The sequence below is a fragment of the Pseudaminobacter soli (ex Li et al. 2025) genome (assembly GCF_003012705.1).
Classification (GTDB): Bacteria; Pseudomonadota; Alphaproteobacteria; order Rhizobiales; family Rhizobiaceae; genus Pseudaminobacter; species Pseudaminobacter soli.
The window spans coordinates 77,025-97,569 of record NZ_PXYL01000012.1; the positions used below are offsets into that span (position 1 = coordinate 77,025).

Below are 20,545 nucleotides of genomic sequence, written 5' to 3' on the forward strand. Positions count from 1 at the left end.
CGGGGGATTTGCGCAACGCGGCCAGTATCTAGTGCCTTTTCAATGCCGAAATTTGCTTCGCCACCGCCTGCCTATTCGGCAGATTCTCTCGTTCGCATGGAGCTGTTCACGAAAGGTGTCGCCTCTGGCGCGCGGGAGCTTCTGGACACGCATCTCGCCTTGCCGCAGGAGGTTCACTACGTCGCGGACCTGCAACGATGGATCCTGAGCCAAGTGACAATCGCCCTGCACTTCGAGCATCGGCTCGATCCGGCTTGCCCGCCTATCTCACCCAGCAACTTGCTCCGCGCAATCAAGGACACGAAGGTCGCAAGCCGCAATACGGTCCATACCTTCCTGATGGAAATGAAGCGCTACCGGTTCATCACTCCCTTGGCGAGCGAAGACCTACGCCTGCAGGCTGCTCAAGCCACAGAGATGAGCGAACTGCTTATCCGGCGCTATTTCGACATTCACCTGCGGGCTCTCGACACAATCGACAACGGCCAGCGCTACGCGTTGTCCTGTCGGCATCCGGATATCCTGCAGTGGGCACAACCCCGCTTCGCACGTCTTCTTCTGGCATTGCGAGACTGGTATCGACCTCCGCAAACCATTGCCAAATTCGATCGCTCTGCCTCCGGCAGCAGCATCCTGCACGAACTGGTCATCGGCGTACCGCCGCTATCCGCGGAGATGACGTCACCCATCTGGATCGGAAAGGTATCGCCGAACGCGTTCTCGCAGAAATACCGCATATCCAGAACACATGCGGCGCGCCTGTTCGGGATAGCGCGGGAAGCCGGCCTCATCGGCTGGGCCAACCGCAGCAACAGGGGCGAATGCTGGATCTCGCCCCAACTCGTTCGAGACTATCGTTACTGGCAGGCGGTCAAACTCGCGGCGGTTTCACAGGCCTTCCACGAGGCTTGCATCGCGATGAACGACGCCAGAGTTGGCAACCCGAAGCAAACCGAGCCAGGGGTTGCGGTGGGGAGCGGTTGAGCAGCCCCCCGCCCCAAGATCATTCGTGGATCGTATAGGATCCCAGTTCGCAGAGATTCTGCGTGTCCGTGGTGGTATCCAGACTGGAACCTTCCTCGAACTCGAACTTCATGTCATAGCTGCAGACGGACCGACCATCGGCGATGGTGATCTCGATGCTCTCACCGGGGTTGAGCACGTCCCGGCCGAACACATCGTCTTCCCACTCGTTGACACCAACGGGAGAAGTGTAGAATCGCGTGAGAACGGACGAAGTACCGTTCTTGAGCGAAAACACCAAGTCCTCGGCCTTCGCTGGCACGGACGCGGCCAACACGATCGCCGACGCCGCAAGGGCGAAGCGGAATTTCTTCATGATTTCATCCTGTTAGAAACTGGCGAGAGCTCTCCGGAAGACTTCGTACACGAGCGCCATCTTCATTTGAAGATCGCTGCCGTTCCATCTTTGGGACGAATTTTGCTTGGCGCGGGGGGCAGGATCCATCTTCGTCATCCTCGGGCTTGACGCGAGGATCCATGCCGGTCGGCCGAAATTGCCGCGGCGGCGCAGACAGAGCCGCCCGCAATTCGTCACGTCATTGGAGGACGAATTGCAGAGCCGTTTAAAGGTAACCAATTGAAATTATTCGCGCCGAAAGAAAATCGCAACGTCTTTCATCCCCCATCTTTCCGCCTCCCGCATAATGTCCGCATCGGCCTCACCGGGAACACGGGTCATGAACCGGATGAGCGTGGAGGGCGACGATGTCCAGGCTGGTGGCGTGACGGTAACGCTGCTGGGTGATGAACCCCCAAGTCCGGGCCCAGGGTGTGGCTGGCCGCGCGAATACGGAGGCGAACAAACCCAGGCAAGCGCATCGAACGGGCGGTCGAAGGGCCGCAAGATTTACCAAAACGAGCGTGTCCGACGACCGCCCGTCTTCCTAGGTTCTTTGACAACAGCCAGACGCGAAAGCGGGCGTGGCAATGAATAGGTGTGCTTAGGTGCGTTCTTCGAGGCTCGCCCTCCGGGCGAGCACCTCAGAATGAGCGAGGTTGGCGCCAGAGATAGCCCTCAACTCAGGAGAGGGAGGTGGCGCAGCAGTAGCCCTCATGGTGAGGTGCGAGCCCGCAGGGCGAGCCTCGAACCACGAGGGCGGGATGAAGGGCGCGGACTTGCCCTCCGCTATGACTCCGGGCGTTCGTCGTTCGAAAAGCCAAATCGTTGGATTTTCGTGGCCTGCGGCGACCACTCCTCCCCCCTCAAGGGGGAGGGAGAGCAGCGCTACAGCCGCCGGAACACCGACGGGGCGCCGTATTGCGAGCGGATGCGCTCGATCGCGTCCTTCAGCGGCTCGCGGGTGACCATCATGGTGTTGCCGCTGGCGTGAATGATGTTTTCCGCATCGACCATGATAGCGACATGGCCCGACCAGAAGACGAGGTCGCCGCGCTGCAGGCCGGAATAATCCGCGCCCGTCGCCACGGGCTCGCCAATGGTCGCTGCCTGCATGTCGGAATCACGCAGTACCTTGCGCCCGGCCATCAGCAGGGAAAGCTGCGCAAGGCCCGAGCAGTCGATGCCGAAGCCGGAAACGCCGCCCCAAAGATAGGGCGTGTTGATGAGCTTCTCGGCCACCGCCACGAAATCGTCGGCTGCATGATCCAGCGGCGCGAGATGCGCTGCGATGACGGCCTCGCCGGAAGGCAGCAGCGCATAGCGCGTGCCGCGCGTTTCGGCATGGCCGACCACGGTGACGAGCGAGCCCATGGACAGCTCGCCCGCGCGGGCAAAGCGCAGGTCGGCGCCCGGGTAGACAAAACTGCGCGGCGCGATCACCCGGTGTGTCGGCGCGTGTTCGCGCGGGCCGATATCGGCTTCCGCGACATAGCCGACATAGCCGTCGCGCTCGGACTGCATCCACACCCAGCCCGGCGTCTCGTCGAAGACGAGCACGTCGTCGCCATGGATAAGCTGGGTGTCGATGCCGGAATCGGCGCGCGGCTCCTTCTTGACGTCGGCCACCGAAGCGGTGATCCGCGCCGGGCGGCCAGTGACAAAACGTTCGGCGGAAACTTGGCCCTTCAGGCGGGCATCGGCGAGGTCTGCACGGAAGGCATGCAGGCGGCGGTCGTGGGCAGTCAAATCGGCAACTCCATTGCTTTGGCGATGATAGCATCCCCAAATCGTTCGACATAGAGCGCGCCTGCCACGGTGCGCTTGATGAGCACGTTGCGCTTGTCGAGCTCGTCGCGGTGGCGCGAAACCAGCTTCAGCGCGCCCATAGTGTCGAGCGCGCGCGTGATCACCGGCTTGGTGACGTCGAGTTTTGCGGCGAGCCCCCGCACCGTGTGCGGCGGCGGATCGAGATAGATGGTGAGCAAGATCGCCATCTGCCGGACCGTCAGGTCGTGGGCATCGTCGCGCACTTCGGCCAGGGAAACCTGCTGCCAAAGTCGCAAAGCCTGGCTCGGACGCAAATGGACTGCCATGCGCCCGAGAATGCGCTGAAAACGTTTCGGTTCCGTTTCAGTACAGGCAATGCGTGGTCATCCGAAGCGGGCCGCGATCACCCGCTCCAGCGCGCGGATGGCCTGGGCCTCGCCGCCGACCGGGCCGTAGGGGCGGTCATTGGGGTTCCAGGCGAAGATGTCGAAATGCGCCCAGCTCTTCGCCTTCTCGACGAAACGCTGCAGGAACAGCGCAGCCGTGATCGAGCCGGCGAAGCTGTCGGTGGTGACGTTGTTGATGTCGGCCACCTTGGACGAAAGCTTGGCGTCATAGGGCTTCCACAGCGGCATGCGCCAGATCGGGTCCTCGACCTCGACCGCCGCCGTTGCGAGCTCGGCGGCCAGTGCGTCGTCGCCGGTGTAGAAGGGCGGCAGGTCCGGGCCCAGCGCGACGCGGGCGGCACCCGTCAGGGTCGCCATGTCGATGAGCAGTTCAGGCGCTTCCTCGTCGGCTAGCGCCAGTGCATCGGCAAGGATCAGTCGGCCTTCGGCATCGGTGTTGCCGATCTCGACGGTCAGCCCCTTGCGGCTCGGCAGCACGTCGCCGGGGCGGAAGGCGTTGCCTGCGATGGAGTTCTCCACCGCCGGGATCAGCACGCGCAGGCGCACCGGCAGATCAGCCGCCATGATCATCGAGGCCAGGCCGAGCACATTTGCCGCGCCGCCCATGTCCTTCTTCATGAGCAGCATGCCGCTGGCCGGCTTGATGTCGAGGCCGCCGGTGTCGAAGCAGACGCCCTTGCCCACCAGCGTGACCTTGGGCGCGTCCTTCTTGCCCCAGACCATGTCGATGAGGCGCGGAGCGGTGGCCGAGGCGCGACCGACGGCGTGGATCATCGGGAAGTTGCGTTTTAGGAGCTCGTCGCCCTCGGTCACCTCGACCTTGGCCTTGTGCTGCTTGGCAAGCCGGCGAACCGCCGCTTCCAGAACGTCGGGGCCCATGTCGTTGGTGGGCGTGTTGACCAGGTCGCGCACCATGAAGACGGCGTTGGCGACGCGTTCGATCTCGGCGCGGTCGGCGCCCGTGGGCAGCGAAAGGCGCAGGTCCTTGCCGGGTTTCTTGCCATAACGTGTGAAGACATAGCCGCCGAGCACGAGGCTCAGAGCGGCGAGCGCGGGATTGGCCGGCGTCTCGGCAAAATGCCAGTCGCCCTCCGGCAGGCTGCGGGCCAATGCGCCGAGGGCGAGTGAGCCGTTCCCCTCCCCGCCATTGCCGAGTCCGAACAGCGCGCCGGATACGGCACCGTCCGAACCGGGCAGCACCAACGTGCGGCCGGCCTCGCCCGAAAAGCCGTTCTGCTGCGCCCAGGCCAATGCCGAAAGATCGAGCCCGGCTCCATCCAGCCCGCCCTTGGCTACCGGATGGATCGGGCGGGACTGTTTCGGCTTCTTGTCGGTAAGGGCGAGTGGCATGCAAGGGTTCCTTGGCTGATCGGGCAAAGATTTACGGCGCGGGCGCATTCGCCCGACGCCGCCGGCATAGTCGCCTTTTCTACCCTTGAGGCGCGCCTATGCAAAGCAGCCAGCGCGCCGGAATGAGGGGCTCAAGCGCCTCGCGCCGCCTGAATGGCCTTTTCGAGCGCCCCCTCGCTCTGGAAGCCGCCATAGACCTTGCCACCAACGATGAATGAGGGCGTGCCGCGCAGTCCATAGGAGCGCGCCTGGGCGATGTTGCGGTTAAGGATGCGCCCGATGTGGTCCGAGCGCTTCTGGACGGTGGCCTGGAGAGCCGCCGGATCAAGGCCCGCATTGGCCAGGGCGCTGTCGATGCTGCTGTCCTGAAGCCGCGACCTGGTGCTCATCAGCGCCCGCATGGCCTGCTTGTACTGACCGCTTTCCTTGGCGGCGAGCACCATGCTCGCGGCCCGAACCGAAGCCGGACCGAAGACCGGCCAGTCCTTCATGACCAGACGCACATTTCCATCCCGCTCCACCACCTTCATGATGTCCGGATAGCTCCACTTGCAGTAGATGCATTGATAGTCGAAGAACTCGACGATGGTGACATTGCCCTTGGGATTGCCAAGAGCGGGGATTTCGGGATCGGACAGAGCTCCCTTGGAAACCTGGCTCGCGAGCGCCAGCCCTTCGGAAAGCATGAGGCCTGCGGCGCCGACGACGGAGCCAACAAGCATTTGGCGTCTGTTGATCATTTCAGACTTCTCCTTGTTATGACTGCTTGACGTCAAGCGCGACATCCCGGGCGCTCTTGATCGACGCCTATGCCGGGCAATTATGTTCTGGTTGAGAGAAGGAAGTGGCGCGAAAGCGGCAGCGCTTCGGCACAACGATGACCGCGCAAGAAAGAGGTGCCGAGAGGGCCGCGCCGGACAGCTTCGTTAACTTGTCGTTAGGGTTAACGGAATATTTCTCCATCAGGAAAGCTGGCCGACGGGCCGGCAGGATGGAGATCAGGGGCCGATGCTGTTCACTCACGCAACCAGGGCGACGGGAAAGCGGATGACGGCAGCGGCGCTTCTGCTGGCACTGGCGGTAGGCGTCGCCGGCTGCGCCACCACCGACAAGATGTCGACCGGCTCGATTTCGCGCGTGTCGAACAAGCCGCTGGAAAGCATGTCGTCCAGCGAACTGGCAAGCGCCGCCAACTCGCTCGGCATGGCCTATGCCCGAACCCCCACCGACAAGTCCGTCGCCCTGCGCTACGCAAGCGTGCTGCAGATGAACGGTCAGTCCGATCAGTCGCTGGCGGTGATGCGCAAGCTGGCCATCGGCCTGCCCAAGGACCGCGAAGTGCTGGCCGCTTATGGCAAGGCACTCGCCGCGGACGGCCAGTTGGAACCGGCGCTTGATGCTGTACGCCGCGCCCAGACACCGGAATATCCCGACTGGCGCCTGGCTTCGGCCGAAGGCGCGATCCTCGACCAGCTCGGCAAGGCGCAAGAGGCGCGGCAGCTTTATCGCAAGGCGCTGGACATCAAGCCGAACGAACCATCGATCCTGTCGAATCTCGGCATGTCCTACGTACTCGAAGGCGACCTCCGAGCGGCCGAAACCTATATGCGGCAGGCGGCCGCCGCCCCCGGCGCCGACAGCCGCGTACGGCAGAATCTGGCCCTGGTGGTCGGCCTTCAGGGCCGTTTCGACGAAGCCGAGCAGATTGCCCGGGCGGAGCTTTCGCCCGATCAGGCCCAGGCCAACGTCGCCTACCTGCGCGGCATGCTTTCCCAGCAGAACGCCTGGAGCCAGCTGAAGGGCCAGGACAAGAAGGTGGCCTCGAACACCAACTAGGCGTTTCAGGCCGAAAAACGAACAACAGCAAAAAGCCGCGTGATCCCATCACGCGGCTTTTTTTGCCGTTTGTAACTTTGGGCTGGCGACGTTTCGCGGGTTAGCCTCCCCCGAAAATCCCGTTCTGGCTGACCTGGATGCCGGCCGGGCCGAGAATGACGCCGAATAGGACCGGCAGGAAGAACAGGATCATCGGGACGGTGAGCTTCGGCGGCAGCGCGGCGGCCTTCTTCTCGGCGGCATTCATGCGCATTTCGCGGCTTTCATTGGACAGAACGCGCAGGGCATGCGCGATCGGCGTACCGTAGCGCTCGGCCTGGATCAGCGCCTGCGACACCGCCTTTACCGATTCCAGCCCGGTACGCGTGGACAGATTTTCATAGGCCTGCCGGCGCTCCTGCAGATAGGAAAGCTCGGCATTGGTCAGGATCAGCTCTTCGGCGAGTTCCACCGACTGGGTGCCGATTTCGTCGGCGACCCGGCGCACCGCCGCCTCGATCGACATGCCCGACTCCACGCAGATCAGCATCAGGTCGAGCGCATCCGGCCAGGCCTGCTGGATCGATTGCTTGCGCTTGGAGGCGCGGTTGTTGACGTAGAGAACCGGCAAATAAAAGCCGGCATATGCCGCAAAAAAGCAGACGCATATCTTCATGACGGGCGGCTGCTCAGGCAGGCCGCCCAGGACAAGGATATAGACGCCGGCCAGAGCGAAGCCGACGATAGGCAGCACCAGACGGAAGAACAGGAACTTGGTCAGCGGGTTCTGACCGCGAAAGCCGGCCACCTTGAGCTTGTTCAGCGTGCCCTCGTCGACGAGTGCGCGCCTGAGATCCAGACGCTCGACGATGCTGTGCATGCCGGCCGACTTCTCTTCGCGCAGGCCTTTTCGCCGCCGATCCGCCTCGGCAGCGAGCCGCGCGCGCTGCTTGGCGCGCAACTCCTCGCGTTCCAGCGCCACCGCCTTCATCCGCGATTTGAGCGTATTGCCGCCCAGCGCCGGCAGTGCGGTGAAGATCGTAGCGAAGACAGCAATGCCCACGAGCAAGGCGATCAGGAACGAGGGGTCCATGACGGCCTTCACGACTTGGTCGGTCATGTCACTAAACCTCGAAGTTGATCATCTGGCGCATGACGAAGATGCCGATCGACATCCAGACGGCGGAAACGCCGAGAATGAGATGGCCCGTGCTCGTCGTGAAGAGCGGCATGATATAGGTGGGGCTGGAGATATAGACGAGGAGGGCGACAATGAAGGGCAACGCCCCGATGATCGCCGCCGACGCCTTGGCTTCCATGGAGAGAGCCTGGACCTTGGCCTTCATCTTCTTGCGGTCGCGCAGCACCCGCGAGAGATTGCCTAAGGCCTCCGACAGGTTGCCGCCCGCCTGGCTTTGGATCTGGATGACGATCCCGAAGAAATTCGCCTCGGGACAAGGCATGGTTTCTCCCATCCTCATGGCTGCTTCCGGGATCGAAAGGCCAAGCTGCTGGGCTTCGACGATGCGACGGAATTCGGTCCGCACCGGCTCGGGCGCTTCATTGGCAATCAGCCTCACGCCATCGTTCAGCGGCAGGCCCGACTTCACTGCACGAACGATGATGTCGAGCGCGTTGGGAAATTCGTTAAGGAATGCCTTTACGCGGCGCGCGCGCTTGAAGGAGACGAACCAGCGCGGCAGGCCAATGGTGCCGGCCACCAATGCGCCCGGCAGGATCAACAGCGGCGCGCCGGCCAGGAACACCAGGAAGGTGACGACCAGGCCGCAGATCACCGAATACATGTAGAAGCGCTCGACCGACACCTGCATGCCCGCCTGCCGGATCTGTATCCGCAATGGCGGCTTCTTGGTGACCCGATCCTTTGCCTTCTGCTTTTCGTCGTGATCCTTCAGCGTGTCCTGGATGGATTTGCGGCGCTTGCTGATTTCATTGGCCCGCTCGCGCGCGGCCTTCACTACCGAGCGATCGGTCTCCGCAGCCTTCACGGCCTGAAGGCGGCGATCCGCCTTCTTCTCGTTTTCGAGGGACTTGAACAGGAAGGCATAGGCCACCGCCCCGGCGCTCAAGCCGGCCAGAGCGATGAAAGCCAATATTGTCAGGTCGATACCGAACATCTTACCCGGTCTCTCACTCCGCCCGCTTTTCCATGGCCTCCAGCGCGGCGGCCAGGCGCTGCTCCTCGCCGAAATAGCGTGCACGATCCCAGAAATTCGGGCGCCCGATCCCGGTCGAGACATGCTCGCCGACCAATCGCCCGGAAGCGTCCTCGCCCTTGATGTTGTAGAGAACGAGGTCCTGCGTGATGATGACGTCGCCTTCCATGCCGATCACCTCGGTGATGTGGGTGATGCGGCGCGAGCCGTCGCGCAGGCGCGCGGCCTGGATGATGACATCCACCGAGCCGACGATGATCTCGCGCACCGTGCGCTGCGGCAGCGAATAGCCGCCCATGGCGATCATGGATTCCACGCGGTTCAGACACTCGCGTGGGCTGTTCGAGTGGATGGTGCCCATCGAGCCGTCGTGACCGGTATTCATGGCCTGCAGGAGGTCGAAGACCTCTGGTCCGCGCACCTCGCCGACGATGATGCGTTCGGGACGCATGCGCAGACAGTTCTTGACCAGATCGCGCATGGTCACCTCGCCCTCGCCTTCGAGGTTGGGCGGACGGGTTTCGAGACGCACCACGTGCGGCTGCTGCAGCTGGAGTTCGGCCGAGTCTTCGCAGGTGATGACGCGCTCATCGCGGTCGACATAGTTGGTCAGGCAGTTGAGCAATGTGGTCTTGCCCGAGCCGGTACCGCCGGAAATGATGACGTTGCAGCGGACCCGACCGATGATCTTCAGCACCTCCGCGCCCTCGGGCGAAATCGCGCCGAAGCGGACGAGCTGATCGAGCGTCAGCTTGTCCTTCTTGAACTTTCGGATGGTGAGTGCGGTGCCGTCAATCGCTAGCGGTGGGGCGATGACGTTGACGCGGCTGCCGTCTGGCAGGCGCGCGTCGCAGATCGGCGAGGATTCGTCGACGCGGCGGCCGACCTGGCTGACAATGCGCTGGCAAATGTTCAGCAGCTGCTGGTTGTCGCGGAATCGGATGCCTGTCTGCTCGACCTTGCCGTTGACTTCGATGAAGACCTGCTTGGCGCCGTTGACCATGATGTCGGCGATGTCGTCTCGGGCGAGCAGCGGCTCGAGCGGACCATAGCCAAGCACATCGTTGCAGATGTCCTCGAGCAGCTCTTCCTGCTCGGAAATCGACATCGCGAAGTTCTTGATCGCGATAATGTCGTTGACGATGTCGCGGATTTCCTCGCGCGCGCTCTCGGGATCGAGCTTTGCGAGTTGCGACAGGTCGATCGTGTCGATCAGCGCGGAGAAGACCTGGGACTTGGTGTCGTAGTAGGTTTCGCTGCGCTCGCGCTGCACCGCCGGCTTGCGCGGCTCCGGCGCCAGCGACGGGGCCTCCACTGCCCGACGAGGAGTGGAAGCCTCCGCCGCGATACGTGTTTCTACAACGGGCTGAACCGTCGCTGCCGGAGCGGGCGCGCGGAATTCGGGCTGCGCCCTGCTTCCGTCACCGGTACCTCTTCGACCAAACATGTTCGACTACCCGTCCTTTAGACCCGCGATCACTTCTTCAGCTTCAGCCTGTCGAGCAGACTACCGAAACCAGCCTTCTTCTTGCTCTTGAGCTCGCTGCGGCCAGTCAGCACGTGCGAGATCTCGTTGATGGTCTGCACGATCGGATTCTTGGCGTCCATCTCGCCCAGCATGCGGCCGTTGTTGGACGCATTGCCGAACAGCTGCGGCTCGAAGGGAATCACAGCCATCGGCGTCACCCCAAGCGGCTCGGCGAAATCCGCGGCCGAAATCTCCGGTCGCTTGGGCACGCCGACCTGGTTGAGGATCAACCTGGGCGGCGCATCGTTCGGGCGCAGCTTCGCAAGCATGTCGATGAGATTCTTGGTGTTGCGCAGGTTGGCCAATTCCGGCGTGGCGGTGATGACGACCTCGTCCGCCTTCATCAGAGTGTTCTTCGACCAGCCGCTCCAGATATGCGGAACGTCGAGCACCAGAAGCGGAGCGCTGCGCTGCGCGGTATCGATGAGCTGCGTGAAGGCTTCCGAGTCGAAATCATAGACGCGGTCCAGCGTCGACGGGGCTGCCAGCAGCGACAGGCGCTCAGCGCACTGGGCAAGAAGCCGGTCGAGGTACACTTCATCGACGCGCTCGGGCGAAAACACGGCTTCGGCGATGCCCTGCGCCGGATCCTGGTCGAAATTGATATTCGCGGTGCCGAAGGCAAGATCGAGATCGGCAACCATCACCTCCGAGCTGAACAGCGTCGACATGCTCCAGGCGACGTTATGGGCAATGGTCGAGGAGCCCACGCCGCCCTTGGCGCCAATGAAGGCAATCGAGCGGCCGATCGGCTCGGCATCCGGGTCGACGAAGATGGAGGAAATGACGCTGACGACGTCCACCATCGAGATCGGCGCCACGACATATTCCGAGATGCCGGAACGGATGAGTTCACGATAGAGGCCGACATCATTGTAATGGCCGATGATCACCACCTTGGTGCTGGGATCGCAGACCTCGGAGAGCTCGCGCAGCGACTCGAGCAGCGCCTTGGGTTCGCTGCGCGATTCCAGGATGATGAGATTGGGGGTCGGCGCCGAGTGATAGAACTCGATCGCGGTGGGCACGCCTCCCATATGCACCTTGAGATGCACCTTGGCCATGCGGCGATCCTCGCCGGCACGCTCGATGGGGCCTGCGACACCGTCGGTTTCGCAAAAGGCCTGGATCGAGATGCGCGGAACGGGCCGCAACGCGCCCATGGCAGCCACATCCTGCGGCGTCGGGGCGTTTTCCAGATCGGGGTCGTATGCCAGGTTTTCCATGTTTACCGACCCTGTGCGGTATATTCGACTTCGCGCTGCGGCACGGGACTGTAGAATGGCACCTTGCGGTAGCCGTCTATGACCGCCTCACGCCGCTGGGCATCGATCTCGGACGGCTGACGCGGACCGAGAAGATCTGCGGGATTGGCAACCTGGGCCGCTAGATTGTTCTGATAGGAACAGCCGAAATTGCTGTAGTGCTTGTTCTGTGTGGTGTCCCCCAGGTCCTCCGGCCACCGACCGCACCGGTCGGTATAGGCCCGCATCTTGGGGTAGCTCACGCGTATCGGCGCGGGCACGTTCACGACCGGCGGCTGGTAGGGCGCAATGATGATCCTGCCAGCCGGAACACCGCTCGCCCTTGCGAGAGCGGCGAATTCGCGGCCCGCCTCTGCCGCGGCAATCGAATTCGGGGCGCCGGCGGGAATGAGGATGGTGAGTGGCGGGACAGCGCTGCGATCGTAGTCCGCAAGGAAGCCCTTCAGCGCCACGCGCTGGATCTGGGTCATGCCGCGGTCGCTGATCGCGACGGGCAGATCGATCACCTGCTCCCTCTCGCCGATGACAATCGGATGATTGGTCCGATAGTCGTCCGGGATCGCGCCGACGGTGATGCTGTCGTGTTGCGCACAGCCTGCGAGCAGAGCGACCGCCAGGGCTGCGGCTACGGGCGATACGACTTTGAAGCCAAACCTTGCCTGAGACATGTCAGGTTCCTCGATCACTTGTAGATGTAGCCGACGACACCGTGATACCGGCCGTTCGGCAGGTTGGTCTGCATCGTCCCGTAGACGCGATTGATCCTGCCGAGGAACATTCCGGCCCCGTCGCTCGCGGCATTGAAATTGTCGTCCGGCTTCGCCAGTTCGTTGCGGGCGACAGGCTTTGCCAGATAGGGCGTGATGATCACGACCAGCTCGGTTTCGTTGCGGACGAAATCGCGGCTGCGGAAGAGCGTGCCCAGCACAGGGATCTTGGCGAGACCCGGCAGGCCGTTCATCACCTGCCTGACGTCGTCGCGGACAAGGCCGGCGATCATCATCGAGCCGCCCGACGGCAGTTCCACGGTCGTGTCGGCCAGGCGCTTGCGGATGGAGATGATGTTGGTGCCCAGGAAGCCGGTCCTGTTCTTGTTGCCAACCAAACCCTCGAGCTGAGCCGAGCCTTCATTGGTCGGTTCCGAAACCGAGGTGCGCACCTTCAGGCTGATGCGGCCGGGGGACAGGACCACCGGTTGAAATTCGAGGCCGATGCCATATTCGACCCTATCGAGCTGGTAGGTCGTCTCGCCGGTCTTGTTTTCGTCCGAGACCGTGTTCGAACGCCCGGTGACGAGATTGAATTCGCCACCGACCTTGAACGTCGCCTTTTCACCGGAAACGGCGGTCAACGTCGGCTCGGCAAGCGTCTTCATGACGCCGGCCTGTTCCATGGCATTGATATAGGCGTTCAGCGTCGAGGAATTGATGGTCAGTCCCGACGCCGAAAGCGGCTTGCCCAAGCCAAACGAGTTTTCGACGATGCCGCCCCAAGTGATGCCGTCCGAATTGCCCGCCGCGAACATATTGACGCCGAGCTGCTTCATGACGTTGCGGCTGACTTCGGCGACCGTGACCTTCAGGGTCACCTGGTCTTCGCCGATGATCTGCAGCAGGTTGACGATCTTGCTGACGCGCCGCTCAAAATCGGGATTGTTGATGTCGACACCGCCATTAGCGGAGCCGCCCGCCGCGGTCTGCGAATATTGGCCCGTCGTTGCCTCGCCGCCGCTGACGAAGACATTGGCCAGGTCGACAGCGCGCTTGGCGTCGAGCGGCGTCTCCACCGTTCCATTCAGGACGACGTTGTCGTTGATCAGCTCAACCTTGACGTTGGAGGTGGGGATGAAGCGCTTGATATAGTCTTCCAGCCCCGCGACGTCGCGCTCGACGGCGAGGTCGAGGCTGACGATCTGCTCGCCGTTCGGCCCGAAGACAAAAATGTTGGTCTGCCCGACCGACTTGCCGAACAGATAAATGCGCCGGGCCGTGCGCGTGACTGCATCCGCAACCGCCGGATTGGCGACTAGAATGTCGTAGGCGTCGGCCGGCAGGTCGATGACGATCGACTTGTTGAGGCCGAGCTTGATGCGCTGGCCGCCACTCGTCGAAGAGCCGATATGGGCCGTACCGGCCTCCGCCCCAGCGACGAAGCTGGCATTCGGGCCGGCTCCGGCAAAGAGCATGGCTACGCTGGTCGCGAAGACGGTAACCATCCTGGCGAGGCTGCGGCCGGCGGCCACTCCGGTAACCGGCTTTCTCATGCTCAGCCTCATTTCTTCGCCCCCACTTCCGTCACCTCGCCCGACTTGATCAGGCGCACGATGCCGCGCCGCCCGTTGCCGGAGACGAGGTAATCGGCCTCGTCCGTTGCATTTTCCTGCGCATCGGCGACCGAACGGAGGGAAAGCGACAAACGGTCGGCCATCTGCTGCGCAACGGTGATGATTTCCGCCTGTTGCGGCGTCAGTTCGAGCGTCGCCGTTTCGCCGACCTTGACGCGGCGCCCCTCTTCATCCTCCTGGATGGCCTGGTCGATGGCCAGAACCTTGATGTTCTTGAGGACGGTATCGGTGATGTAATCGCTGCTGGCGACTTCGCTGTTGACGCGCCGCGTCATGATCACGTCGACGTAGTCGTTCGGCAGGATGAAGCCGCCGGCCGAGGTGTCGGCCGCGATGCGCGTTGCGATGGCACGTTTGCCGCTCGGCAGGATGGAGGACATGAAGCTTTGCCCGTCGCCAACGAGCTTGGAACGGCGCAATGGTTCGCCGGAATACATCGCGACGCGGGCGATCGACGTCTTCACCTTGTCGAGCGCATCCGGCTCGGCCGAGCGCGTTATGAAATTGGCGTTGACCGCATCGGACGGCCATGACTGCCAGCCGATATGGCCATCCACGGAAGCGCCCATGGGCACATCGCCGGTTAGAACCAGAACGTCGGAAAGCCGAATTGCCGGCTCCTGGGGGCCGGCCAGGGCAACAGTCTCCGGCGCGCCGGTCGCCATGTTCTTGGCGACGTAACCCGCGCCGCCAGCCGCAGCAACAGCCACGCTCAGAATAATCAAACGGGATGCTGCCATTTGCCTGAACCTCGCCTTCGCAACCCTTTCAGCCGAGGCAGACAATGCAGACCCAATCGTCAACTTATGGTTAACGAAGCCCTTACGGTCGTGATTAATTTAGAGTTTAGATTTGACGGCGGCGCAGCCTTGCGTCTTTGGGCGTAAAACGTGCCCACGCCTCAAAATTTTTCCGAGAGCAAGGGAAATGGCTGACCGAGATCAATCAACGCTTTGCCAGCAAAGCTGCATAGTAAATCCAAGCAACTCTTAGTCGCTATTTCGCTGCGAGCTGCTCGATTGCCCAGACCATAAGCGGTGATTCCGGATAGGCGATCAGCCCGCCAATACCGAGCGCGATCCCGTAGGGAACGCCGACAGTCTTGTCGGCAAAATTGCGCAAGAACATGTTCCTGCCGGTAAACATGGCGATAGCTGAACCGCGGTAGCTCAGTATGCCGAGGGTCAAGACGCCACCGAGGAAAGCCGAGACCACCAGATATTCGAGCAGATGAGTACCGAAACCCATCCAAACTGCGGTCGCCGCCAGGAGCTTCGCATCGCCCCCGCCCATGCCTCCCAGGGCAAATAGTATGAACGTAACGGCAAGCACCACTGCGCCACCGGCGAAGTGCAGCCCATAAGCGGACCAATCCATGCCCGTCAAAGGCGCCACGACCGCGAAGGTGCCGAGTAGCAACAGGGAAACCCGGTTTGCGATCGTCATGGACAGCAAATCGGATATCGCTGCGAAAAGCATGCAGAACGGAAAGACCACAAAGATCAGCGCAACAAGCATGGCGTCACGAATGTCCGGATGTTGAAGACCTGAAGTATGGAAGCCTCGTGTTAAGGATTGATGAGTCCGCCTCAATGTGCGGCTGGCCTTCAGTTGAACTTCCACATCCCAGAAACGAAAAAGGGGCCGCCGAAAGCGACCCCTTTTTCATTTCGGCCCACGCCTGAACAGGCGCGGCCATCGATGTCAGACCATTACGATGGGGTGGTCAGCTTGCTCGCGATGGCATTGAATTGGTCATTCAGCTTGTTGCCGAGAGTCGTCGCGCCGGTGATGATGGCAAGCGCGATGAGGGCGGCGATCAGACCGTATTCAATGGCAGTCGCACCGGACTCATCCTTCGCGAAACGCGAGAAGATATTGGCCATTTCAGAACTCCTTGTTCTAGGTACCAACGAGATCGTCGGCGATCGATTTCCGACTATTAGCTCGGGGTGACCATCTTGTTGGCGATGGCGTTGAACTGAGAGTTCAACTTGTTGCCGAGAGCGGTCGCGCCGGTGATGATGGCAAGCGCGATGAGGGCGGCGATCAGACCGTATTCGATAGCGGTCGCGCCGGATTCGTCTTTCACAAAACGTGCGAAGATATTGGCCATTTCAGAGCTCCTTGCTCCACGTGTTAACAGCACTTCCGTCAATCTTCTGGTGCATTGATCGGATGGCTCCAACCTAGTGAACAGCTCTTTCGATCGGCTTAACGAACAGCCTTACCAAAAGCTTTCTACTTGCAGCCAAAACTTGTGGTTAACCGGGCGGTAAAAGTGCTCGGCAAAATCGAACTTTCCGAAGCTCGGATTTCTTCTTCTTTTTGTACCCTATGGCGCAGACCGCGCTTAACGCTTGGTTCACCAATGATGTTCATAGTCCGTTTAAGACCTATTCCGGGCGGAGCGCCGCATGACCAGGCTGAATTTCTCCACTTGCCTTGCCACGCTAGCGGCCGGCCTTGCCGCGGCTGCAGTTCCTGCGTCCCCCGCCATCGCCGGAGCTGGAATAGACGTGGTGATGAACCAGGCCAAGATCATCCGGCTGGCGCGCCCCGCCGATACCATCGTCGTCGGCAACCCGCTCATCGCCGACGCGACCGTGCAGGATGCCACGACCATTGTGCTGACCGGCAAAGGCTTCGGGGTGACCAACATCGTGGCACTCGACAAGGAAGGCTCCCCTATTGTCGACGAGCAAGTGACGGTCGCACGCGATTCCGCTTCTTCCGTCCGCATCTACAGGCGCGCCGAGGTGCAGACGATGTCCTGCACGCCCTATTGCGAAAGCTCCTACAAGAGCGAGGCTGAACGGGTATCCGAAGCCGAGATGAATACGAGCCGCTAATTATCAAAGCGCCTGGGCGCTGCGGCGACAGTTACCGGCCGGTAAATGCAGGCGGCAAAATTCTAGCGGCCCTCCAAACCGGACTTCAATGAGTTTGCGCTAATTTTGTCGCGAAACTCAGTTTGGTATCGGCAGGAAGCGGCCATGAGCATCGAGTTGAGCGCAAGAAAGTCTGGCAAACGCGCACGGCGAGGCCTGCTTGGCCTTTTCCTACGTGACGCGAGCGGCGCCACGGCGATCGAATTCGCGATGCTCGCCATCCCCTTCACGATGCTCGTCTTTGCGATACTGGAGAGTTGCGTCTCCTATACGGCACAACAGGTAGTGTCCGGAGCCGCAGACGACGTCGCCCGGCAGTTCCGCACAGGCCAGCTCAAGCCCGATGCCAACAATCAAGCCGTTGTGGCTGCGAAGGTTCGTGAGATGATCTGCGGCCGCCTGGAGGTGATGGTTGCAAAGGGTTGCCCGAATCTCTTCATTGATCTGCGGCAGTTCGCAACCTTCGCCGATGCGCTCAATATCAAGACCAAGCTGACGGGGACTGGGTCCGATCGCGACCTCGACACCTCCGATTTTGGCATCAACCCGGGCCTTGCGAAGACCAGGAACATGTTGCGGGTCTACTACAAGTGGCCGGTGATTACAGATTTCATGCGGGCATCCATGTCGAACATCAAGGGCGGCAAGATCCTACTGGCCGCAACCGCGATCTGGCAGAACGAGCCGTTCGAGAACTGACGCGTTTCGCCGGGTTAAAGTCAGGGATAGGGCAAATGTCGTTGGTGCGGGGGCGCATATGACACGAATGGATTTGACGAGATTTTGGCGCGCCTTGTCGCGGCTGCGGGCAGACCGTCGCGGAATCGGGGCAGTAGAGTTCGCGCTGATCGCGCCGCTGTTGCTATGCTTTTATTTCGTCAGCATGGAGCTGTCGCTTGGCCTGGAGGCCAGCAAGAAAGTCAGCCGCATCGGCAGCATGGTCGCCGATCTCGTGACCCAGCAGCCAGGAAAGATCGCCAAGGCCGATCTCGAAGCCATCATGCAGCTCGGCCAGGCTGTTATCCAGCCCTACAATCGCTCGATCCCGACGATCGTCGTGACGGGAATCCAGATTACCAATGACGCCACCCCCAAGGTGCAGGTTGCCTGGTCGAGACAGATCGTGAAGGGGGTCTACAGCATGCCATTTGCTGTCAACTCGACTACCTCCGTACCCGACCAGCTCAAGATCAAGGGCACCTTCCTTGTCCGCGTCACGAGCACCCTCGACTACAAGCCGCTCATCACCTGGTCCCCATCGCAAAAGAAGACGCTAGGCCTGACCTCGGCCTTTGACAGTATCTCGATGGGCGGAACGTACTATCTGCGCCCGCGCATGAGCGCTGACATAAGCTGCGACGGCTGCTGATACGGCATATCGCGACCGCATCGGAAGATCGGTCGCGCTCGCTTCCGAATTGCCAACGACCGCCGCGCAGCCTATCTGTGAGGCACTGTCCCGGCAAAGGTGAGCCCAGTTTCCGATGGCGCGTGCATTCCTGTTCGTTCTCGACTCCTTCGGCATCGGTGGCGCGTCGGATGCAGACCGCTTCGGTGACGCCGGCGCAAACACTTTCGCCCATATCGCGCAAGCTTGCGCCACGGGTGCCGCGGACCGCGAGGGGCTGCGAAAGGGCCCGCTGAACGTACCCAACATGCTCTCGGTCGGCCTTGGGCGGGCGTCAGCAACTGCGACCGGATTTTCGCTCGGCGAGGACCAAGCCGCCCTGCCCTCCTCCTTCCACGGCGCTGCCGAAGAGGTGTCGAGCGGAAAGGACACGCCGTCTGGCCATTGGGAGATCACCGCCGTGCCGGTGCCCTTCGACTGGGGCTATTTTCCGCAGACAGTCCCGACGTTTCCATCCGGATTGACCGCCGAGATCGTCGCAGAAGCGAAGCTGCCCGGAATTCTCGGCGACTGCCATGCCTCGGGCACCGAGATCATCGAGAGATATGGCGGGGAGCATATCCGGACCGGCAAGCCGATCTGCTACACGTCGGCGGATTCTGTTTACCAGATCGCCGCCCACGAGACCCATTTCGGCCTCGAACGCCTCTACGAGCTCTGCCGCATCGTGCGCAGGCTGGTCGATCCGCTGAACATCGGGCGGGTCATCGCGCGGCCTTTCGTTGGCGAGAGCCCGGCGGATTTCGAACGAACCGCCAACCGCCGCGACTTCGCCGTCCCGCCCCCCGAGCCGACCCTGCTTGACCGCCTCACCGCGCGTGGGAGCAAGGTCATCGGCATGGGCAAGATCGGCGACATCTTCGCTCATCAAGGCGTTTCGGAAGTGCGCAAGGCAGCCGGCAACATGGCGCTTTTCGATGCGACCCTTCAGGCTATGGACGATGCACGCGACGGCGACTTGGTATTTGCCAATTTCGTCGACTTCGACACGCTCTACGGCCATCGCCGGGACATTGCCGGCTATGCCGCCGCACTTGAAGCCTTCGACAAACGGCTGCCGGAGGCAGTTTCGAAACTGAAACCCGGCGACCTGCTCCTGCTGACCGCCGACCATGGCTGCGACCCGACCTGGACGGGAAGCGACCACACGCGCGAGCGCGTGCCGGTCGTCGGCATCGCACCGGGCCTGCAGGGCGGCGATATCGGCCTGCGCAAGACCTTCGCCGACATCGGCGAGACGGTGGCCGAACATCTTGGCCTGGCGCGCGGGCGCCACGGCACCTCTTTCTATCCGGCGATCGCCAAAAATGCCTGAGTTGCCCGAAGTCGAAACCGTGCGGCGCGGCTTGCAGCCGGCAATGGAAGGCGCGCGCATCATGCGCGTGGAGACGCGCCGGCCGGATTTGCGTTTCCCGTTTCCCGAGCGCTTTGCGGAACGGCTCGAAGGGCGCCGGATCATTTCGCTCGGTCGGCGGGCGAAATACCTGACAGCACATATCGAGGACGCGCCGGTTCTGATCTGCCATCTCGGCATGTCGGGCTCCTTCCGGGTCGAAACAGACGATCAGGCGCAATCGCCCGGCGACTTCCATCACGAACGACCGAAGGCAGCCGCGCACGACCACGTGGTCTTCCATCTCGAACCGCCGAAAGGCGAGCCGACGCGCATTGTTTTCAACGATCCGCGCCGTTTCGGCTTCATGCTTTTCGCGGAGAATGGCGCCGAGCATCCGATGTTGACCGGGCTCGGCGTCGAGCCGACCGGTAATGCGCTCGACGGCAAGCTGCTTGCCGAACTCTTCCGCGACCGCCGCAGCCCCCTCAAGGCCGCGCTGCTGGACCAGCGTCTGATTGCCGGGCTCGGCAACATCTACGTGTCGGAGGCGCTGTGGCGCGCCGGCCTGTCGCCGCTCAGGATTGCCGGCACGATAGCCAAGCCGGGCAAGAAGGCCGCGGAGGCAAGCGAGCGCCTGGCATCAAGCATCCGTTCTGTCATTGCCGACGCCATAGAAGCGGGCGGCTCGTCGCTGCGCGACTATGTGCATGCGGACGGCTCGCTCGGCTATTTCCAGCATTCCTTCTCGGTCTACGACCGCGAAGGCCAACCCTGCCGCACGCCCGGCTGCAAAGGCCATGTCGAGCGCATCGTGCAGAGCGGCAGGTCGACTTTCTACTGCCCGCGCTGCCAGCGCTAGACTAACCGGAACGTGGGCCGCCAATGGCCCAGCGA

General features: G+C 62.1%; 22 protein-coding genes. 7 read left to right on the top strand and 15 right to left on the bottom strand.

Annotation, left to right across the window (positions count from 1 at the left end; all coding sequences use genetic code 11):
• The first annotated feature begins 96 nt into the window (after positions 1-96).
• The gene (locus tag C7I85_RS21145) at positions 97-984 is read left to right on the top strand and encodes a hypothetical protein (RefSeq protein ID WP_106726012.1); all 888 of its coding nucleotides are present in this window, start codon (positions 97-99) and stop codon (positions 982-984) included.
• Between the two features lie 19 nt (positions 985-1,003).
• Here C7I85_RS21145 and C7I85_RS21150 read toward each other — a convergent pair whose 3' ends face one another.
• The 5 genes from C7I85_RS21150 to C7I85_RS21170 all read right to left on the bottom strand — a co-directional run bounded on the left by C7I85_RS21150 (position 1,004) and on the right by C7I85_RS21170 (position 5,627).
• Positions 1,004-1,339 carry a hypothetical protein gene (locus C7I85_RS21150; protein WP_106726013.1) on the bottom strand — a complete coding sequence of 112 codons (336 nt, stop codon included), beginning with the start codon at positions 1,337-1,339 and terminating at the stop codon, positions 1,004-1,006.
• Positions 1,340-2,248: 909 nt separating this feature from the next.
• A complete protein-coding gene (locus C7I85_RS21155) occupies positions 2,249-3,109 on the bottom strand; it encodes an NlpC/P60 family protein (RefSeq protein ID WP_106726014.1) in 861 nt (286 codons plus the stop codon).
• Complete coding sequence (locus tag C7I85_RS21160) at positions 3,106-3,456, bottom strand: MarR family winged helix-turn-helix transcriptional regulator (RefSeq protein WP_106726015.1); 351 nt, start codon at positions 3,454-3,456, stop codon at positions 3,106-3,108. The genes C7I85_RS21155 and C7I85_RS21160 overlap by 4 nt, the downstream gene beginning before the upstream one ends.
• Before the next feature lie 57 nt (positions 3,457-3,513).
• Positions 3,514-4,887, bottom strand: coding sequence for a leucyl aminopeptidase family protein (locus C7I85_RS21165; protein ID WP_106726016.1), 1,374 nt, complete (start codon positions 4,885-4,887; stop codon positions 3,514-3,516).
• Positions 4,888-5,018: 131 nt separating this feature from the next.
• Positions 5,019-5,627 carry a DsbA family protein gene (locus C7I85_RS21170; RefSeq protein WP_106726017.1) on the bottom strand — a complete coding sequence of 203 codons (609 nt, stop codon included), beginning with the start codon at positions 5,625-5,627 and terminating at the stop codon, positions 5,019-5,021.
• 307 nt (positions 5,628-5,934) lie between these two features.
• Between C7I85_RS21170 and C7I85_RS21175 the strand changes: the two genes are divergently transcribed.
• Positions 5,935-6,723 carry a tetratricopeptide repeat protein gene (locus tag C7I85_RS21175; protein WP_245445031.1) on the top strand — a complete coding sequence of 263 codons (789 nt, stop codon included), beginning with the start codon at positions 5,935-5,937 and terminating at the stop codon, positions 6,721-6,723.
• 100 nt (positions 6,724-6,823) lie between these two features.
• On the opposite strand, the gene C7I85_RS21180 is transcribed toward C7I85_RS21175, so the two are convergent.
• The 10 genes from C7I85_RS21180 to C7I85_RS21225 form a co-directional block, all read right to left on the bottom strand.
• Positions 6,824-7,822 (bottom strand): type II secretion system F family protein, encoded by a 999-nt coding sequence (locus C7I85_RS21180; protein WP_106726019.1) that lies wholly within the window; start codon positions 7,820-7,822, stop codon positions 6,824-6,826.
• Between the two features lie 4 nt (positions 7,823-7,826).
• Positions 7,827-8,840 (bottom strand): type II secretion system F family protein, encoded by a 1,014-nt coding sequence (locus C7I85_RS21185; protein ID WP_106726020.1) that lies wholly within the window; start codon positions 8,838-8,840, stop codon positions 7,827-7,829.
• Between the two features lie 13 nt (positions 8,841-8,853).
• Positions 8,854-10,326, bottom strand: a complete 1,473-nt coding sequence (locus C7I85_RS21190) for a CpaF family protein (RefSeq protein ID WP_106726021.1) — start codon at positions 10,324-10,326, stop codon at positions 8,854-8,856.
• A 29-nt stretch (positions 10,327-10,355) separates the two neighbouring features.
• Positions 10,356-11,633, bottom strand: coding sequence for an AAA family ATPase (locus C7I85_RS21195; protein WP_106726022.1), 1,278 nt, complete (start codon positions 11,631-11,633; stop codon positions 10,356-10,358).
• Positions 11,634-11,635: 2 nt separating this feature from the next.
• A complete protein-coding gene (locus C7I85_RS21200) occupies positions 11,636-12,340 on the bottom strand; it encodes a CpaD family pilus assembly protein (RefSeq protein WP_106726023.1) in 705 nt (234 codons plus the stop codon).
• Between the two features lie 14 nt (positions 12,341-12,354).
• Positions 12,355-13,935: a type II and III secretion system protein family protein gene (locus C7I85_RS21205; RefSeq protein WP_245445032.1), complete on the bottom strand. Its 1,581-nt coding sequence runs from the start codon at positions 13,933-13,935 to the stop codon at positions 12,355-12,357.
• A gap of 8 nt (positions 13,936-13,943) precedes the next feature.
• Positions 13,944-14,756, bottom strand: a complete 813-nt coding sequence (gene cpaB, locus C7I85_RS21210; protein ID WP_106726024.1) for a Flp pilus assembly protein CpaB — start codon at positions 14,754-14,756, stop codon at positions 13,944-13,946.
• A 256-nt stretch (positions 14,757-15,012) separates the two neighbouring features.
• Entirely contained in the window at positions 15,013-15,534 is a 522-nt protein-coding gene (locus tag C7I85_RS21215; RefSeq protein WP_106726025.1) for an A24 family peptidase, read from the bottom strand.
• A gap of 194 nt (positions 15,535-15,728) precedes the next feature.
• Positions 15,729-15,902: a Flp family type IVb pilin gene (locus C7I85_RS21220; protein ID WP_106726026.1), complete on the bottom strand. Its 174-nt coding sequence runs from the start codon at positions 15,900-15,902 to the stop codon at positions 15,729-15,731.
• Between the two features lie 56 nt (positions 15,903-15,958).
• Positions 15,959-16,132 carry a Flp family type IVb pilin gene (locus C7I85_RS21225; protein ID WP_106726027.1) on the bottom strand — a complete coding sequence of 58 codons (174 nt, stop codon included), beginning with the start codon at positions 16,130-16,132 and terminating at the stop codon, positions 15,959-15,961.
• A gap of 301 nt (positions 16,133-16,433) precedes the next feature.
• Between C7I85_RS21225 and C7I85_RS21230 the strand changes: the two genes are divergently transcribed.
• The 5 genes from C7I85_RS21230 to mutM all read left to right on the top strand — a co-directional run bounded on the left by C7I85_RS21230 (position 16,434) and on the right by mutM (position 20,510).
• Positions 16,434-16,868: a pilus assembly protein N-terminal domain-containing protein gene (locus tag C7I85_RS21230; protein ID WP_106726028.1), complete on the top strand. Its 435-nt coding sequence runs from the start codon at positions 16,434-16,436 to the stop codon at positions 16,866-16,868.
• A gap of 144 nt (positions 16,869-17,012) precedes the next feature.
• Positions 17,013-17,606, top strand: coding sequence for a TadE/TadG family type IV pilus assembly protein (locus C7I85_RS21235; RefSeq protein WP_106726029.1), 594 nt, complete (start codon positions 17,013-17,015; stop codon positions 17,604-17,606).
• Positions 17,607-17,664: 58 nt separating this feature from the next.
• Positions 17,665-18,276 (top strand): TadE/TadG family type IV pilus assembly protein, encoded by a 612-nt coding sequence (locus C7I85_RS21240; protein WP_106726030.1) that lies wholly within the window; start codon positions 17,665-17,667, stop codon positions 18,274-18,276.
• Between the two features lie 115 nt (positions 18,277-18,391).
• Entirely contained in the window at positions 18,392-19,630 is a 1,239-nt protein-coding gene (locus C7I85_RS21245) for a phosphopentomutase (protein ID WP_106726031.1), read from the top strand.
• Positions 19,623-20,510 (top strand): bifunctional DNA-formamidopyrimidine glycosylase/DNA-(apurinic or apyrimidinic site) lyase, encoded by an 888-nt coding sequence (gene mutM, locus C7I85_RS21250; protein ID WP_106726032.1) that lies wholly within the window; start codon positions 19,623-19,625, stop codon positions 20,508-20,510. The genes C7I85_RS21245 and mutM overlap by 8 nt, the downstream gene beginning before the upstream one ends.
• The last annotated feature ends 35 nt before the right edge of the window (positions 20,511-20,545 follow it).

Coding starts and splice junctions, on each gene's coding strand:
- C7I85_RS21145 (WP_106726012.1), top strand. CDS start 97: ATGGAGCTGTTCACGAAAGGTGTCGCCTCTGGCGCGCGGGAGCTTCTG.
- C7I85_RS21150 (WP_106726013.1), bottom strand. CDS start 1,339: ATGAAGAAATTCCGCTTCGCCCTTGCGGCGTCGGCGATCGTGTTGGCC.
- C7I85_RS21160 (WP_106726015.1), bottom strand. CDS start 3,456: ATGGCAGTCCATTTGCGTCCGAGCCAGGCTTTGCGACTTTGGCAGCAG.
- C7I85_RS21165 (WP_106726016.1), bottom strand. CDS start 4,887: ATGCCACTCGCCCTTACCGACAAGAAGCCGAAACAGTCCCGCCCGATC.
- C7I85_RS21170 (WP_106726017.1), bottom strand. CDS start 5,627: ATGATCAACAGACGCCAAATGCTTGTTGGCTCCGTCGTCGGCGCCGCA.
- C7I85_RS21175 (WP_245445031.1), top strand. CDS start 5,935: ATGACGGCAGCGGCGCTTCTGCTGGCACTGGCGGTAGGCGTCGCCGGC.
- C7I85_RS21180 (WP_106726019.1), bottom strand. CDS start 7,822: ATGACCGACCAAGTCGTGAAGGCCGTCATGGACCCCTCGTTCCTGATC.
- C7I85_RS21185 (WP_106726020.1), bottom strand. CDS start 8,840: ATGTTCGGTATCGACCTGACAATATTGGCTTTCATCGCTCTGGCCGGC.
- C7I85_RS21190 (WP_106726021.1), bottom strand. CDS start 10,326: ATGTTTGGTCGAAGAGGTACCGGTGACGGAAGCAGGGCGCAGCCCGAA.
- C7I85_RS21195 (WP_106726022.1), bottom strand. CDS start 11,633: ATGGAAAACCTGGCATACGACCCCGATCTGGAAAACGCCCCGACGCCG.
- C7I85_RS21200 (WP_106726023.1), bottom strand. CDS start 12,340: ATGTCTCAGGCAAGGTTTGGCTTCAAAGTCGTATCGCCCGTAGCCGCA.
- C7I85_RS21205 (WP_245445032.1), bottom strand. CDS start 13,935: ATGAGAAAGCCGGTTACCGGAGTGGCCGCCGGCCGCAGCCTCGCCAGG.
- cpaB (WP_106726024.1), bottom strand. CDS start 14,756: ATGGCAGCATCCCGTTTGATTATTCTGAGCGTGGCTGTTGCTGCGGCT.
- C7I85_RS21215 (WP_106726025.1), bottom strand. CDS start 15,534: ATGCTTGTTGCGCTGATCTTTGTGGTCTTTCCGTTCTGCATGCTTTTC.
- C7I85_RS21220 (WP_106726026.1), bottom strand. CDS start 15,902: ATGGCCAATATCTTCTCGCGTTTCGCGAAGGATGAGTCCGGTGCGACT.
- C7I85_RS21225 (WP_106726027.1), bottom strand. CDS start 16,132: ATGGCCAATATCTTCGCACGTTTTGTGAAAGACGAATCCGGCGCGACC.
- C7I85_RS21230 (WP_106726028.1), top strand. CDS start 16,434: ATGACCAGGCTGAATTTCTCCACTTGCCTTGCCACGCTAGCGGCCGGC.
- C7I85_RS21235 (WP_106726029.1), top strand. CDS start 17,013: ATGAGCATCGAGTTGAGCGCAAGAAAGTCTGGCAAACGCGCACGGCGA.
- C7I85_RS21240 (WP_106726030.1), top strand. CDS start 17,665: ATGACACGAATGGATTTGACGAGATTTTGGCGCGCCTTGTCGCGGCTG.
- C7I85_RS21245 (WP_106726031.1), top strand. CDS start 18,392: ATGGCGCGTGCATTCCTGTTCGTTCTCGACTCCTTCGGCATCGGTGGC.
- mutM (WP_106726032.1), top strand. CDS start 19,623: ATGCCTGAGTTGCCCGAAGTCGAAACCGTGCGGCGCGGCTTGCAGCCG.